The 16769-nt window shown below is 29.7% G+C and carries 16 protein-coding genes and 1 tRNA gene; 5 read left to right on the top strand and 12 right to left on the bottom strand.

Going from position 1 to position 16769, the window contains the following annotated elements:
- The first annotated feature begins 12 nt into the window (after positions 1–12).
- From ACSHW5_RS07765 to ACSHW5_RS07755, 3 genes are all read left to right on the top strand, one after another.
- Complete coding sequence (locus ACSHW5_RS07765) at positions 13–843, top strand: DUF4249 family protein (RefSeq protein WP_435675550.1); 831 nt, start codon at positions 13–15, stop codon at positions 841–843.
- Between the two features lie 172 nt (positions 844–1015).
- The gene (locus ACSHW5_RS07760; RefSeq protein ID WP_435675549.1) at positions 1016–1258 is read left to right on the top strand and encodes a DUF6095 family protein; all 243 of its coding nucleotides are present in this window, start codon (positions 1016–1018) and stop codon (positions 1256–1258) included.
- A gap of 6 nt (positions 1259–1264) precedes the next feature.
- The gene (locus tag ACSHW5_RS07755) at positions 1265–2311 is read left to right on the top strand and encodes a D-alanine--D-alanine ligase (protein ID WP_435675548.1); all 1047 of its coding nucleotides are present in this window, start codon (positions 1265–1267) and stop codon (positions 2309–2311) included.
- Here ACSHW5_RS07755 and ACSHW5_RS07750 read toward each other — a convergent pair.
- Complete coding sequence (locus ACSHW5_RS07750; protein ID WP_435675547.1) at positions 2295–2798, bottom strand: DinB family protein; 504 nt, start codon at positions 2796–2798, stop codon at positions 2295–2297. The genes ACSHW5_RS07755 and ACSHW5_RS07750 overlap by 17 nt on opposite strands.
- A 242-nt stretch (positions 2799–3040) precedes the next feature.
- Here ACSHW5_RS07750 and ACSHW5_RS07745 point away from each other — a divergent pair, with 242 nt between their 5' ends.
- Positions 3041–4033 carry a hypothetical protein gene (locus ACSHW5_RS07745; RefSeq protein ID WP_435675546.1) on the top strand — a complete coding sequence of 331 codons (993 nt, stop codon included), beginning with the start codon at positions 3041–3043 and terminating at the stop codon, positions 4031–4033.
- 104 nt (positions 4034–4137) lie between these two features.
- Here ACSHW5_RS07745 and trxB read toward each other — a convergent pair whose 3' ends face one another.
- The 11 genes from trxB to ACSHW5_RS07690 form a co-directional block, all read right to left on the bottom strand.
- Entirely contained in the window at positions 4138–5085 is a 948-nt protein-coding gene (gene trxB, locus ACSHW5_RS07740; protein WP_435675545.1) for a thioredoxin-disulfide reductase, read from the bottom strand.
- A 96-nt stretch (positions 5086–5181) separates the two neighbouring features.
- Positions 5182–5835 carry a hypothetical protein gene (locus ACSHW5_RS07735; RefSeq protein WP_435675544.1) on the bottom strand — a complete coding sequence of 218 codons (654 nt, stop codon included), beginning with the start codon at positions 5833–5835 and terminating at the stop codon, positions 5182–5184.
- Positions 5836–5974: 139 nt separating this feature from the next.
- Complete coding sequence (locus ACSHW5_RS07730) at positions 5975–6706, bottom strand: hypothetical protein (RefSeq protein WP_435675543.1); 732 nt, start codon at positions 6704–6706, stop codon at positions 5975–5977.
- A gap of 84 nt (positions 6707–6790) precedes the next feature.
- Positions 6791–8509, bottom strand: coding sequence for an OmpA family protein (locus tag ACSHW5_RS07725; protein ID WP_435675542.1), 1719 nt, complete (start codon positions 8507–8509; stop codon positions 6791–6793).
- A gap of 11 nt (positions 8510–8520) precedes the next feature.
- A complete protein-coding gene (locus ACSHW5_RS07720; RefSeq protein ID WP_435675541.1) occupies positions 8521–9792 on the bottom strand; it encodes a hypothetical protein in 1272 nt (423 codons plus the stop codon).
- Positions 9793–9817: 25 nt separating this feature from the next.
- Positions 9818–10420, bottom strand: a complete 603-nt coding sequence (locus ACSHW5_RS07715) for a hypothetical protein (protein WP_435675540.1) — start codon at positions 10418–10420, stop codon at positions 9818–9820.
- Between the two features lie 32 nt (positions 10421–10452).
- Complete coding sequence (locus ACSHW5_RS07710) at positions 10453–11154, bottom strand: hypothetical protein (protein ID WP_435675539.1); 702 nt, start codon at positions 11152–11154, stop codon at positions 10453–10455.
- A gap of 24 nt (positions 11155–11178) precedes the next feature.
- Complete coding sequence (locus ACSHW5_RS07705; RefSeq protein WP_435675538.1) at positions 11179–11988, bottom strand: DUF4412 domain-containing protein; 810 nt, start codon at positions 11986–11988, stop codon at positions 11179–11181.
- Positions 11989–11995: 7 nt separating this feature from the next.
- Complete coding sequence (locus ACSHW5_RS07700; protein WP_435675537.1) at positions 11996–12145, bottom strand: hypothetical protein; 150 nt, start codon at positions 12143–12145, stop codon at positions 11996–11998.
- A gap of 180 nt (positions 12146–12325) precedes the next feature.
- Entirely contained in the window at positions 12326–15295 is a 2970-nt protein-coding gene (locus ACSHW5_RS07695; protein ID WP_435675536.1) for a hybrid sensor histidine kinase/response regulator transcription factor, read from the bottom strand.
- Positions 15296–15375: 80 nt separating this feature from the next.
- The gene (locus ACSHW5_RS07690) at positions 15376–16458 is read right to left on the bottom strand and encodes a PQQ-dependent sugar dehydrogenase (protein WP_435675535.1); all 1083 of its coding nucleotides are present in this window, start codon (positions 16456–16458) and stop codon (positions 15376–15378) included.
- Positions 16459–16542: 84 nt separating this feature from the next.
- Between ACSHW5_RS07690 and ACSHW5_RS07685 the strand changes: the two genes are divergently transcribed.
- Positions 16543–16617, top strand: a tRNA-Pro gene (locus ACSHW5_RS07685).
- Positions 16618–16769: the final 152 nt, after the last annotated feature.

The following is a 16769-nucleotide window of genomic DNA, read 5'->3' as shown; positions in this document are numbered from 1 at the left end:
AAAAAATAAATAATGAAAAATATAAAAATTATTATCGTTTTATTCATATTCTTTTTTGCAAATTGTGAAAAAGTAATAGATGTTGATGTTCCATCAATAGCGCCAAAATTAATTATTGATGCTACTTTTGAAATACTTTTTGACCAAAATCCGATAGTAGCAAATACGGTTGTGAAACTAAGGTTATCAGCAGATTATTTTGATGAAGAAATTCCAACTGTTTCTAATGCCACAGTATTTTTAACAAACCTATCAAACAACGCGGTTATTCTTTTTTCTGATACAAATGCTGATGGTAATTTCCTACCAACAAACACCTTTATTCCAGAAGATGATCTTGCATACGAATTAACTGTAATCTATAACAATGAAACCTATAAAGGAAAAGCAACCAAAATAAAATCAACACCACTTACAAGTATTGTACAAGGTGATGAAACACTATTCTCTGGAAAAGAAACCGAATTAAAAGTTACATTTAAAGACGCTCCTATAATTGAAAATTATTATTTATTTAATTTTGATAAAAATTTATTTCTATCCATAGATGATCGTTATTTTAATGGTTCTGAATATAATTTTTCATTTTTTTACACTGAAGATGATATAGAATTACCCGAAACAGTAAACATAAAAATGTCTGGAATTACAAAAGAGTTTTACACCTATTTTGAAGTTTTAATTAATCAAAGTGGTCAAAATTCTGGTGGTCCTTTTCAGAGTGTACCTTCATCATTATTAGGAAACATGACAAATACAACAAATGAAGATAACTTTCCTTTAGGATATTTTCACATTTCAGAAACAGACACTTTTACCATCAATTTAATTGATAAAAACTAACTCTTTTTAAAACTTTGCAAGAAAAGCAGTATTTTTGAATGATTTCTTTTACAGGAATTATTCAGCAAGTTTTTAAGAACAGTTTCTGATGCATCCATCAATATTATTCATTAGAACAACACAATTTCTTTTACGCTAGACAACTATTTTCTACAAATTAAAAACCATAAACATGAGTACAGATGTTAAAATATTAGGCAAAGGATTAAAGTATTTAGGTATATTAGTTTTGTTTTTTATTGCTGCGCCCATAACGTTAACCATGGGATTTAAAGCTTTGAAAAAATTTACCGAAGCCCCAAAAATCTACGCTGCTTATGCTTTAATTTTTGTTGGAGGACTCCTCATTCTTTTTACAATCTATTTTGCTTTTAAAACTTTTCAAACACTTTTAAACGCACTTTTTACCAAATAAAATATATTGAGATACAAAAGCTTACATAAAACTTTAAATTGGGAATACTGGCCATCGTCTTTGTTTTATATTCCTAACATTCCGTATGCTATGTATTTGGCTTTAAAAGCTAAACATTTAGCATTTTTTAGTGCTGCAAACCCGGCAATTAAAAGTAGCGGAAATGGTACCGAAAGTAAATACAATACCATACTATTAATTCCAGAAAAGTACAAGCCTAAAACAGTTTTACACGCTAAAGACACACAAATTACAAACACACTTTATCAACTTAAAAAAAATAATATTTCGTATCCTTTAATAGCGAAACCAGATATTGGTTTTAGAGGCTTGTTGGTAGAAAAACTTTCTTCTGAAAACGAATTGATTGCCTATTTAACAAACTACCCAATTGATATTATTATTCAAGAATTTTTAGATTTTAAAAATGAATGTGGTGTTTTTTATGTTAGAAATCCAAATCAACAAAAGGGAAAAATAACATCGATCACTTTAAAAAAATTTTTAACGGTTTTAGGTGATGGAACATCTAGTATAAAAGATTTAATTGTAAAGGATACTAGAGCAAAATTATACATAGATATATTGTCTGAAATTCATCAGAATACATTAAATAATATTCCTAAAAACAAAGAAATTATCACACTTTCTGTTATAGGAAACCACTCTAAAGGCACACAATTTATTTCTGGAAATCATCTTATCTCTAAAAAATTAGAAGAGACTTTAGATACATTAAGCAATGCAATTCCGGGTTGGTATTATGGTAGAATAGATGTAAAATATAATTCTTTTGAAGAATTAGAAAATGATGTTCATTTTAAAATCTTAGAAATTAATGGCATTATTTCTGAACCTACACATATTTATGACGCCGAAAATTCTTCTTATTTTAAAGCTTTAAAAGCAATTAGAATTCACTGGAAAACACTTTATGAAATTGCTACAACCAACCACAAAAACTTTAATGTTCCGTATAAAAGTGCTAAACAATTTATTTCTGAAATGTTTGAGTTAAGAGCGTATACAAAAAAAATTAAGAAATTAAATTAGTCAATTGCTTTTTAGGCGTAGTTGGATTGTTCCCAAAATCTGCATCTGGCAATTCTATACCCAGTTGATGTATAATAAAACCAATGCTAGCAAAATGATGAATTGCATGAGAATGTGCATAGGCTAACACACTTTCTAAAGTATAATTAATAGTTATAATACCCGAGCCTAAATCATCTTTTACCAAAACCATAGTACTAAAATTAGAAGTATCTATTGTTTGCAACTTAGATATAATATTGTTAAAATAAAGAATACCATCTTGGGTTGTTTTCTCGCAAACTGTATTTCGTTTTCTGGCGGTAAAATCTATTTCTCCAGATTCTAATCCGTTAAAAATAGAGTTAAAAGCATCTAACACATGCCTCATATTACAACCAATACTAGAGAAATAAGGAGGTATTGTTTTATTGGCGTATTGTTCATCAGAAATAGCTTCTAATAATCTTATTCCTCTCTGCAAATTTTTTTCAATCGTTTTTATCATAACAGGCTATTCTTCTTTTTGGTCGTAAAATTTTTTACAATTTACGAGTTCTTTCTGTTTTTTTAAAACTCTTTTTAATTTTTATTAACAATCTAACTATCATTAACTTATACAATTCTACAGCTGTTTACATATTTAAATACAACCAAATGATTCTTTTTTGGCACGTTCTTTGAAATTATGACAACAATGCGGAAGCCGAAAAGCACATAGAGTAAGCAAAACCCTTAAAAACATATATTATGAAAAAAGGTATATTATTAGTAGTAGGAATGTTAATGATGGTTTCTACAGCTACAGCCAAAAATGGCACTGAATTATTAAACAACAGTTGGGTTAATTATTCTTACGATAATTCTGTAAATTTTGTTGAAAGAGGTGTAGAATTTTTTGTTTTCACCAACGGAGAATTTGACTTTGATACTCACTATAACGACACCTATTATGATTACAACGGCAACCGTAGAAGTGTAAATAATGTTTCTATACAAAGAGATTATAGAGGACGAATAAACAGAATTGGCAATGTATTTGTAAATTATGACTACAGAGGAAATGTTAGTAAAATTGGAAATGTTTTTATCAGTTACTATAGAGGAAGATTAACCAATGTAGGCAATCTAAGAGTGCAATATGATAGAGGCGGATATCCACAATTTTACGGTTATGTAAAAGACAATTTTCATGTTTACAATGGCATTAGAGTCAACTTAAATATTGGTACTGTACATAGTTATAATGATGTTTATTTTTATGGAAGCGATTTTAGTAGAAATTATTCCCAAATAAGAGAAGACACTAATTTTTATTATTACAGAGCAAAACCAAATGCGAAAATAGGAAAACGTAGTACTATTTTAAAAAGAAGAAAACCCGCTTCTATAAGAACTGGAAAAACAATTACACATAGAAAAAGCAATAATACATATAGAAAACCCGCTTCTAGTAAAATCAATAGAAAAGTAGTAGTAGAAAAAAGAAATAACAATAATTCTAATAGAAATTCAAGTACAACTAGGTCTAATGGAAAAAAAACAATAACTAGAGGTACTACAACGTATAGAAAACCTGCTACTGTAAACTCTACTAGGAAATCTTCTACTAGAAAAACAACTATAGAAAATAAAAATAATAGAACTTCTACTAGAAAACCAGCAACAACAATCACTAGAAAAGCTACCCCAAGAAAAGTAGAAAGTAAAACAGAAAAAGTAACAAGACAAAGAAGAAGTTAAAAAGTGATTTTTAAATTATTCTAAAGATTAATGGAAGAAAAAGTAGTTATAAAAACTCCTCATTTTATATAAAATGAGGAGTTTTGTTTGAAATATAATTTATGTTATTCTAACGCTCCTAAATAACGTTCTGCATCTAAAGCAGCCATACAACCAGTACCAGCAGCTGTTACCGCTTGTCTGTATTCTTTATCTTGAATATCACCAGCAGCAAAAACTCCAGGTAAATTTGTTTTTGTAGATTTTCCTTTGGTAATTAAATACCCTGTTTCATCCATATCTAAAACACCTTTAAATAAATCTGAATTTGGTTTGTGACCAATGGCAATAAAAACACCTGTTACCGGAATTTCTGTAGTTTCTTTTGTTTGATTATTGATTGCTCTAACACCTTCAACAACATTTGCTCCTAAAACCTCATCAATTTCTGTATTGTATAATACTTCAATATTTTTAGTTTTATTTACTCTATGTTGCATTGCTTTAGAAGCTCTCATAAAATCTTTACGCACCAAAATAGTTACTTTACTACAAATATTTGATAAATAAGTAGCTTCTTCGGCTGCAGTATCTCCTGCTCCAACAACCACTACATCTTGCCCTTTATAGAAAAACCCATCACAAGTTGCACAGGCAGAAACACCTCCACCAATTAAACGTTGTTCACTTTCTATTCCTAAATATTTGGCAGTTGCTCCGGTAGAAATAATGATAGTTTCTGCTTCTATTTCTTTGGTTTCATCCACAATAACTTTATGAATTCCGCCAACTTCTTTACTTAAATCTACTTTTGTAACCAATCCAAAACGCACTTCAGTACCAAAACGCTCAGCTTGTATCTTTAAATCCTCCATCATTGCTGTTCCGTCTGTACCTTGAGCATATCCTGGAAAATTATCAACCTCGGTTGTAGTTGTTAATTGTCCGCCCATTTGCATTCCTGTATACATTATAGGTTTCATATCTGCTCTGGCTGCATAAATTGCCGCTGTATAACCCGCTGGACCAGAACCTATAATTAAACATTTAATTTTTTCTATTGTATCTGACATTTTTTTGTTTCTATGATTAATAGACAACAAAAATATTATTTTTTAATCCTTTTAAAGCCTTTTGTTTATAAGTTTTAACAATGGAAAAATAAACCACTAATATTGAATTTTACTAATCTGTATACTTTTAATGGTATAGCTAAATAATTGATCATTAAAAACAACATTACCAATGTGTATTATTTTATTTCCAGAATTATTTGCTGTAAAAGGAATAACTAGCTCTTTATTTACTGCATCTATTGGATACTTTGAAAAAGTATTATTAAGAGCTGCAGCTAATATAGATTTTCCTTCATACCAGTTATTACTTACATCTTTTAGTTTAATAATTATGTTATAACGCTCTCCATTAGTAACCCTAAACTTTACTTGGGTAGTAGAAATATTGTAACCTTTAAAATCAGTACCTTCAAATATAGGTTCAGGATTTAACGTCCACCCTTGTGGAGAATATTCTCCATTATGTCTTACCAATTCTAGCGAACTATACTTTGGTTTTAAAGGTATAATTTTCCAAGAATTAAGTGTTTTAGCATTTCTTTGGGCACTTGAAATTGAAGCTGTTGGTATTTTTAATTTTTTTAAATCGGTACTTTTTATTTGGTTTATATTAAGCAATTTTACACCTAGATTAACTTGCTCACTTTTTACAGTTATAGATTTTGAACCTATATTTGATTTCGAAATTTGTGCATCTGTGGTAGCTATAAAAGCTATTGCAAAAATTATTGTAATGAAATTTTTCATAATATTTGTTTTTAATTAGGACTTACTCAAACCAAATTTTATTGAAACCTATTTTTATTTCTAGATCGAATACGGTAAAGTCATAAATATTGATTTTCTATTTTTCCTATTTTCTTATTGTATCTTTTATTTCCTCATTTTAATCAATTCTATCTATTTGAATTTCAGAAATAGATACCCAATTCCAAACATTGCTATTCACACGTGAAGAGCTTGCATGACTTTCTCTCAATTCTGGTATCGCAGTAAAATGCAGCTCTATATCACCAGAATTTGGTTCTTTAAAAATATAATTGAACTCACCAGACTCATTCATATTTATACGTGAAATATACCATCCACTTTTGTGCCTTCTAGTAACATAGATGTATTTATTATTTATCGTTTCTGGCAGAACCAAATCCTTAAGCTTTACACGGTATTCAATACCACCACTAACTCTAAATTGAACTTGAATAGGCCATATATGACTTTGTCCTCTATGTCTAATTCTACCACTATTAAAACTTTCAAGAACTCTATCTAAATTTTCATCATAAGATCCTCCATACGTCCAAGAAGATTGTTTCGTTACTCCATTGAACTGGATAAGTTTCAAACTTCCATCATTTATTTTTCTTGGGTTAATAGACCATGTCCGAGTTGGTTTTTTATTCAGCAGCTCTTTTGTATTTTGTTGTATAGGAATTTTTAACTTACTAAAATCTCCTAGAGAATTTAAATTACTAAGTTTGTTAATCTTTAATCCTTGTGTTATTTTATCTTTTTGGACTGCATTTTGCCTAACCGATATTTTAGTTTTTTTTATCTGAGCTTCACTATTTGTTATCGTTATTAAAACCAGAACGGCACTTATAATTATGTTTTTCATGATATTTTTTTTTCTGTTATTACTATTCAAACCTTATTTTATTGAATTCATTTAGTTTTTATTATTAAATTTTTATAACCCTATTTAATTTGGTAATACCAAAATTTCAACTCTTCTGTTTTTAGACCTATTTAAATCTGAATTATTTTCTACCAATGGCTTTGTATCTCCCAGTCCTTTTTCTTGCCAGGTAAACTTTTGCGAAGGAATTATTTTTTTTAACGCTTCAGAAACACTTTTAGCTCTTGCCAACGATAGTTTTTGATTGGTATTATCACTTCCAACATCATCTGTATGACCTTCTACAATGACATTTCCTTTTTTAAGAATTTCTATACTTTTTGCCAATTTTTTCAATGCTTCTTTTCCTGCAGGTTTTAATTCTGATTTACCTGTATCAAAAAGCAGTTTGCTATCTAAATTTAATCGCATAGCGGCACCAATGGCAGCAATAGCATCTACATCTGCACCTGGTAATGCGCTCTCTTTTTTTAAGTCTTTAAGACGTACATAATAAAATAACTCGCCTTGTTTTACAAATTCAGCAATATCTACTTCAGCAACTCCACCATCTATCTTACCTACTTTTATCCAATTTATACCATCTTTAGATATTTCTAAATCTGTAGGTTCTATTTGTCCTATTTCAAAAATGTATAAATCAGGTCCATTTACATTTGTTAAGGCATTATCAATAAAACGGACTGTTAATTCCCCGCCAAGTCCTAGGCTATAAATACCAGTGACATTATCAAAAGTTTCAATTTTATCGGGTATTCCAATCACATTTTTCACTTCATTAATCATTAACTGCGGATGCTGTACAGAAACCACCTCATCAGCAAAAGATAATTCTCCCAAAGGCAAATACACGGCAGTTGCTTTCATTCCAATATAAGTTTGGCCAACATCATCACCAAAATACAAGTCTGGATTTAATTGTCGAAATTTACTTTTAGCTACACTCGATTTTCTAACAATTGCATTGTGAAAAATTGTAACAGTGTTTTTTTGATGCTTTATTGTATTCTTAAACCTAGGGCTAACCTTTATTTTTCCTGAACTAATGTCTTTTTCAGTTTTCTCTAATTCAGCTAAAAGCTCTTTGGCTTCCTTTTCGCTATGCATCTGACCAGATTTAGCTCTTAGATCTTTTATTATTTGCTCTTCTTTAGGGCTTACTTTTACTTCATTCTTGCGTTCTAAATCTGTTAACACCTGTTTTGCTTCAGATAAATTTAGCTGTTGCATTATATTAGTACCTGCCAATGAATCTATCTTTTTTAACTTTGCCATAGTTGCTTCTGGTCCAGATTCTGCTTGCACCATTAAAATGGCTTCTTCTAAAGAAATTCCTGTAGGTGTATCTTTTGAAATTAATTGTGCTTTAGACAACTTCCCGTTTAATACTGGCTCGTCTTGTTTCGCTTGTTCTCTACCTTTTATTGCTTGTTGTGCTAAACGTTTAAGCTTCTCTGGGTCTTTAATAAGTTTTTCCATTTCTTCTCTAGAAACTCCGCTTGCTGCTAATAAGTCTAAGATAGTTGAGGTATCAAATTGAGTTACATCTGTTTTTTTAGTATCAGCAGGTTCTAACAAATCTTTACTCGTTTTAAACAAATCGTTTAATTGAGGATTCGATTCCTGCTTAACATTTGCATTTATAAAAGTATCTTTTTGTTCTCGTTTAGTTTCTGATACTATTTCTTTATCATTTTTTAAAGTTTGAGTTTTCTTTACGTTTTTTACACAAGAAAAAAACACAAACATTAGTGGTATTAAAAGAAGAATTATTTTTTTCATTGTTTTTATATTTATCGATGATACCTCATTTCAACAAAATTATAGAACATCACTCCAAACCTATCATACCAATCTTCCATACCATGAGCGTTCTCACAATCATTTAAATCCATTAAACTTTCGTGAAAAGAATGTAACATTTCAACACGTTTTTTATCATACGCCTTTTCAACTTCTGCAATACTCCTCATAATCCCTCTTTTTTGAGATTGCCAAACAATACCTACAACACCATGATAACCAGACACATTATCACCTAACGCAACGGCCGCATCAGTATATGCTTTAGAGCAATTATAGATTGTTTGAAGTTTTTCTAAGTTATATCGGCATCTATTAAATTCAGCACGGGCAGATGCAAAACAATCCGCACAAGCACTTTCTTCTCCATCACAGAATGAAGGAATTCTTGGTTGCCCTGGTGGCGACCCTGACCCTAAACAAGAACCTAGATTTCTATATTGGGTATAAAAGTCTTCTAACGCCTTTTCGGTTTCAAAAGCTTCGTTTATTCTATCTATACTGCCATTAATTTGCCCAATTCGGGCTTCATGCAGCCCATCTACCGCCTCCTGGTTTACAATTTCGGTTTCTGTTTGACCATAACTCTCTAGATTAAAAACGAAAAAAATTGGTAGAAAAATAAAAAGCATTGTTTTTTTTCGTCCCATTAACTTACCTACCAGTAAGCCTACAAGTAATAAAAGCACACCAATAATGATATATATCCAAATATTACTATTAGATGTTGAAACTACTTTGGATTTTCCAGAACCAGAATCTGATTTCATATTTTTTTCCGTAGCTTTGGTAAAAGGAGAACCCAAATAATTCTTTCCTTCAGGACTAGCATTTACTATCACTGTATAAGGTATGTTGTTGGATTCTTCTGACGTTACAGTAAAACCAATATCTTGATAGCTTCTCACTTTAAAATTGATAACTCCATTTTTAGAAGTGGCTGTTTTTTGTGTTTCTTCTATATTGCCCCAAGTGTTGTACACAATATCTGCTTTTAAATTTGCTCTGGTATCATTGGCAAAAATGAAAATATCTACAAATTGAAAAATATCATGTCCTTTTACGTAGTGATAGTTTACAGATTTTTGTTTTAATAATAAACTACCTTCTAAATATTTTGCACCTTTATATTTTGGGTGTTCCGTAAGTTCTAATTTTATGGGCTTAATATTTTTATCTAAAGTAAATGGTTGAGCAAATAAATTAGCATTATAACAAATGATAAAAATTAAAACGGTATAACGTAGTATATTTGGTTTCATAATGATGATATTTTAGTAATGGTTATTATTTTAAAGATTTAAAAACCTTATCAAGATCTGAGTACCCTATATCTGTAAATTTTAAATCTACTACACTAATCGTTTCATTTTCAGGACACAACAATGACTCATGAAATATTTTAATCTTGGTAATTTCAGCAAATCCAGCAGCTTTGCTTTGATTTGACAGGTCTATTTTACCCGTCATTTTACTTTCAGGACTGAACTTTTTGGTTTCAGGTTTTAAATTGTAATAACAGGTAGCTAGCTTTCCATCTTTTTTCTTGAATTTTAATTGCAATGAAACAGCAACCAATTCAAAACTATCTGCGTTGTAATACAACTGGATACTTTCACTTCCTTTTTCTAGTTTTTTCTTGAAAGTTACTATTGCAGTTCGCATTCCTGTTTTTCTATTTTTATCTATAATACCAGAAGCTTTAGTGTATGCCCATTCTTTACCATTTATTTTACATAAGTAAGAGGTGGGTTTATCAGATTTCACTTTTGTGGTTATCGTCTTTTTTGAAACTTCAATTGTTTTATTTTCTACTTTAGATTCTTTACTCTCTTTTTTACAAGATGTTACAAAAAAGACCAGTAATATTAGTGTTGCTATTTTTTTCATGAGATTGGTTTTTAGAATTATTAGGTTTCTAATTAGTTACAAACCCTTAATGTTGTTGATGCCAACGAAACACTATTAGCAGAAACTGTGTTTTTAGATTTTAATAAAGGACGCATAGCATCATTAAATAAACGCTTGGTTACGTCTGTTGTAAAAACTCTTATTAATTCTGTTCTTACAATTCTATTTATACTTCTAGTAAATTTTGCCATATAATTTCCTAAACCTCTTACGTGCAATTTACCAAGCATTTCTACTTCTTGAACTTCAAATGAAATTGAACGTTGAAAAACTATAGGGTTTAATTTAATACGCAATATTTGTGGGTTTCTCCAATCTGCATCAGGTGCACGATCATCTTTAGACCTATTTAATATGCAGCCTTCACATCTACCTTTTAACTCAATACCATTACTTTCAAACTTAACATCTAAAATAAATTTGTTTGTTTTAGAATCGTACCAAAAATTACTATCAATACGTCTTACATCTTGAAAAAAGTAGGTCCATTCTCTACTAATAGGACTAATTTTTAAGTCCTCAAGACCAAGATTTTGTCTTGTTCCATTGATGGCTAAAAACCCATCGGTTCTATCTAGTTTAATATCTAGCCTTGGTTTTATTTTTTTATTTAAATATTGTGCTATTTCTTTTGTACTAATATCTGTGCATTGCCCATATATGCTTGATGAAACCATTAGCATTACCATACAAGCGTTTATTAAATTTTTCATCTTTTCTATTTTTAGTGTTTATAGTTATTTTTGATACTGAGAGGTATTTATACTGAAATCACTTTTACTTAATGAGGTACAAATCATTTTTACAGATTTATTCTTTTTTCTTGAATAATCTATCATGTTCATTTCAAGGGTTAAGCCATCTACCATACTAACCCATGATTGATCCATGCCTTTGGTTAATTTCATTTTCTTTGATTTTAATTGTGTAAATGCTTTTTGAAATGAGATATCTGCTTGGTTAGTTACCCAAACCTTACCAGATAATTGAGGTCCTGTTACTTGAAACTCTTCGCATTGATAGCCAATAATTTCCTTTGTTTGGCCAGTAGCTACAATAGTAAAGTCAGAAGTATTTGTTTGCATATTACCAACATCTTCCAAATCAATTTTTAAAGAGTTCATGGTTTTATGACCTCCTAAGTCCATAAAAGTATGTATTGCTGAATTTGGTAAATCCATAACGGTAATAAATTTTTGATCCTTACCTGCTGTAAATGAACTGCCCATATATTCATTTTCATTTGTTAAATAATAGGTAATATCAGTGGTATTTTTATCACTAGTAATCTCCATTACATATTGATGTGTAAATGTGTAGTTTTCTGCTACTTTTACTTTTTTTCTTTTAAATAAATTTCCTTGATTATTAAAAACGGAATCAAATCCTTTCTCCGTTTCTTTGGCAGCTTTTTCTTCTACTTTTCGTTCTACCACTTCTTCTGCAACTTTTTCAGCTTTTTTTACAATTTTTTTCCAAAATTGTGCTTGTCCTTGAGTAACAAATAGTAGCGTTATAATTGTTACTATTAATTTTATTGTTTTCATAAGTTTGTTATTTTTTATTAAATTCTATTTTTTTTATTACGTTGTTTTTATTGATGATTTTTAAAATATAATTTCCTTTCTTTAAATTATCTACATTTAAATAGATACTGGTTGATCTTACTTTTTGCAGTTTACCTTCGTAATCGTTTTTCTTCATTTTTAGTATTCATTTAAAAACACACCAGCGTTAATTTTAATACTGTAGTAAAACTAAATGTTATATATACAAGCAGTTATAACCATTGTAACAAAAATTATAAGTATTGTAACATGGTTAAAAAGGGGAAAACCCTTTAATATTAGACAAGAAAAAACCCTTAGAAAAGGGTTTGAAAGGTTACTGGTTATTTTGTGAAGATTTTACATAATCTGATGGCGAACAATGATACACCTTTTTAAAACATTTACTAAAATAGGCGTGGTCATTAAAACCAACACTATAACCTACTTGTGAAACATTAATATCAGATTTCTTTAATAATTGAGCTGCCAGTTTTAAACGTTGAGAACGTATAAATTTTGAGGCAGACAAACCTGTTAGTGCTTTTAATTTTCTATGCAATTGCATACGACTCATACCAACTGCATTACTAAACTCTTCAATTGAAAAGGAAGATTCTACTAACTTAGTATCTAATGCTTTTTGCATACGAGTTAAAAATTGTTCATCAACAGATGTTATGGCAATGTCTTTAGGTCTTAAAATTACTTCTTGACTGTAACGCAGTTGTAGTTTTTTTCTGCTTTCTACTAATTTTTCTACTCTTGTTTTTAAGAACTCTTCATTAAAAGGCTTTGTTATATAAGCATCTGCACCTGTTTTTACGCCTTCAATTTTGCTCTCTTCACCAGCTTTTGCTGTTAATAATATAATAGGAATATGGCTAGTTCGCTCATCATTTTTTAAGGTATTACAAAGCTCAATTCCATTTTTAACAGGCATCAGGTTATCACTTATGATAACATCTGGTATTTGTTCTATAGCCAAGTTAATACCTTCTTGCCCATCTTTAGCAACCTGAATAGTGTATTTATCTTTAAAAATATTTCTTAAATACGTTCTAACATCTGCATTATCATCAACAATTAAAAGAATAGGAATTTCATCATTTACTTTTTTGTCCTTTTCAATAATTAAATAACCATGTTCTTCATAACCCAAATAATCTATATCAGCATTGGTATTTATTATTTGGTTAGAACTTTTTTCTATAATTTCACTCTCCTTAAAACTATCAAAATTCACCGGAAGTATAACTGTAAAAGTTGTCCATTCATTTGGTGTGCTTTTAACGGTAATTGAACCTTTATGTAGGGCTACCAATTCTTTTACCAATGCCAAACCTATACCAACACCTTGTTTATTTTCATTAATTTGATAAAAACGTTCAAAAATGGCTACCATTTCTTTATCAGACAATCCTTGGCCAGTATTTTTAACTGTAAAATGTAGTTTATTATCTTTTACAGTAGAGTTGCAAATAATAGCACCATTTTCTGGAGTATATTTTATAGCATTAGAGAGTAAATTTACCACTATTTTCTCCACAACATCAGCATCAAAATAAGTAGCTGTTTTGGTAAAGTTATTATAAACCATATAATTTATTCCTTTTTGATGCGCTTTAAATGTAAATGCATCTGCTAACGTACCCACAAAAGGAATGATATTGTTCTTACATACTTTTAATTGCAAATTGCCTGCTTTAATTTTAGAAATATGAAGTAATTGATCTACCAAAGAAAGTAATCTTGTAGAGTTTCTATACATCATTTGAAAGCTAGATTTATCGTCTTTACTTAAATTATCTTTTTGCAGTTGGCTTTGTAAAGGACCAGAAATCATGGTTAATGGAGTTCGAAATTCATGTGAAATATTGGCGAAAAAAATAGATTTTGCTTTATCTAATTCTTGTAGCTTTTTTGTTGTTTTTTGACGAGTACGATATAAAAAGAAAAAGAATACACATACAATTGAGGCCAAACAAGTTACCGCTATTAATTGATTTCTTTGGTTTGTTTTTTGTTGTTCAACTAATTCGTTCTTAGATTTTAACAAGATAATTTCCTGTTCTTTTTTTTCTGTTTGATATTTTGCTTCAATTTCTCTTATTAAAGCTACACCTTGAACAGCGTTTAACGAATCTTTTAATTCATACGTTTGCTGTAATGCCTCATAAGCTTTACCATAATCTTTAGTAAGAGCGTGTGCTTCTGCAAGACTTTTTAAAGTTTTCTGTTGTAATAATGCATTGTCTTCTTCATTATAATTTACCAATAGCTCATTCAGATAATAAACAGCTTTTTTAGGTTCTTTCTTTTTAACATACAGTTTACCAAGTTCTAATACAGCAATAGCTGTTTCGTAGCTGTAATTCTTATCTTTTTGTAATTGAAAACCTTCTTTTAAGAATTTTTCAGCCTCTTGAATTTCGCCTTTCTTTAAATGAATAAGCCCTATAAAAGTACTAATTTGAGCTACAGAACTTTTTTCATTTATTTTCTTAAAATACGTATATGTTTTCTGTAATAAACTATCTGCCTTTTTTAAATCTCCCTTGTAATAATATATAGATCCTAAATGTAAGTCTGTAGTATTTAGATAAAAAGTAACATCTGCCGGAATTTTTTTAAATTCTTCATTTGCTTTTTTAAAATATTCTATTGACTTGTCATAATCCTTAAGATCTTCATAAATAGTTCCCAAACTTTGATACGTAGCTGCAATAACATCTGGACGTTGTGGAGATTTATTATGAATAGAATCTGCCTTTAAAAAATAGTGAATAGCTTTTTTGAAATTATTTTGCCTACTATGAGTATTCCCTAAAGCTGTATAAGTATCTGTAATAATAGTTAAATTATTAATTTTATATGCTACATCTAAACATTTTTTACAAGCATTAATGGCACTATCACTTTGCCCTAAAAAATAATAAACACGACACAATCCATTTTCGGCCAAAGCAATACCCTTAAGATATTTGTATTTTTCAGCGAGCTTTGATGCTTCCGAAAAATAAAAAACAGCTGAATCTAGTTTTTGAATTCTCCTAAAATAGAAGGCTTTAAAATACGGAGCTTCAACAATTCCTGTTTTGTAATTTCTTTTTTCGCTGAAAATTTTAATTTTCGAATTATAAAATAAAGAACTATCCGGATTAATATTTATATGTTTTGTGAATTTTTGTTTTAACTCTAAATATTTTAAAGAATCTTTCTCAGATAAATCATCACTAACCATACTTTCTTGTCCAAAAGATATAATTGATATAAAAAGTAAAAGAAAAGTGACTAAATATTTCATAGCAGGAAATTTAGTTGTTAACACTACCAATTTAAGCAATTAAATACAAATGCAAAAAAAGATATTTTAAAAGCAAAAAATTATTGCGGAAGCAAACGTACAATCCCTAAATTTTCTACTCCTACATATATAAAACCATCTAAACCTTGCTCTATTGAACGAACTCTACCAATATCTTTCAATAGTTTTTCTTCTTTAAAAACGGTATTTCCTTTTAAAATACATCTACTTACATATTGAAACTTTAAAGAACCTACCAATAAATTACCTTTCCATTTACCATATTTATCGCTAGAAATAAAAGCCATTCCGCTTGGCGCAATTGAAGGTGTCCAATGATGAATAGGGTTTTCCATTCCTAAAATAAACGTTTTATCTGTAAATTTTGTTCCACTATAGTTAATTCCAAAACTTGCTTTTGGCCATCCGTAATTTTTTCCTTTTGCAATAATATTTATTTCATCGCCACCTTGTGGACCGTGTTCATGAGACCAAATTTCACTGGTAAATGGATTTATTTCCATGCCTTGCGGATTTCTATGTCCATAACTATAAATTGCTTTTTTTGCGTTTTTCTTGTTGATAAAAGGGTTGTCTTTTGGTATGGAACCATCATCATTTAATCTGTAAATTTTACCACAATCTTTGGTAATATCTTGAGGATTTTCATCTCTATTTCCTCTATCACCAATACTAAAATAAACATGATTTTCTGCATCAAAAGCTATTCTTGAACCAAAATGCTGTCCTTTAGTAGAATTCGGACTTGCTTTATACAACACTTCTTGATTTATTAATTGTGTCTCTTTTAACCTTGCTCTCATTAAAGTAGTATTACCTCCACTTCCCTTTCCTTCAGAGGAAGCAAATGTAAAATAAAGCCACCCATTTACATTGTAATTAGGATGCAATTCAATATCCATAAAACCACCTTGACCACGAAGATAAATTTCTGGAACTCCGCCAATTTCAGTTTTTATTCCATTTTTAAAATGAATCAATTTTCCTTCTTTTTCTGTTATTAACATAGAATTATCAGGAAGAAATGTATATCCCCATGGATTATTTAATTCTGACACAACAACTTCATACTCTTTATTTTGAGAAAACACTGATAATGAGCCGGTAAACAATAGAATTATACAAAAAAAATATAGTTTCATATTTTAGTAAATTAAATGATAAAAAGTCACTACAATATATAAATATTATTCTATCTTTGCAGTCCTTAAATGAGTAATCATTTTCGGGGTGTAGCGTAGCCCGGTCATCGCGCCTCGTTTGGGACGAGGAGGTCGCAGGTTCGAATCCTGCCACCCCGACTGAAACTAAAAAACCTTGATACATTTTTATCAAGGTTTTTTTTTGTTTAAACACCTAGTACTACATCAATTAAACGGATCATTCGCAATTGTTGTGTTTAGGCAAAAATTGTTGTTAATCTAAATAGGAAAAATTCTACATTTTTAACACC

The organism is Polaribacter sp., from assembly GCF_051251875.1.
Classification (GTDB): Bacteria; Bacteroidota; Bacteroidia; order Flavobacteriales; family Flavobacteriaceae; genus Polaribacter.
This window is presented reverse-complemented; position numbering and strand designations above follow the sequence as displayed.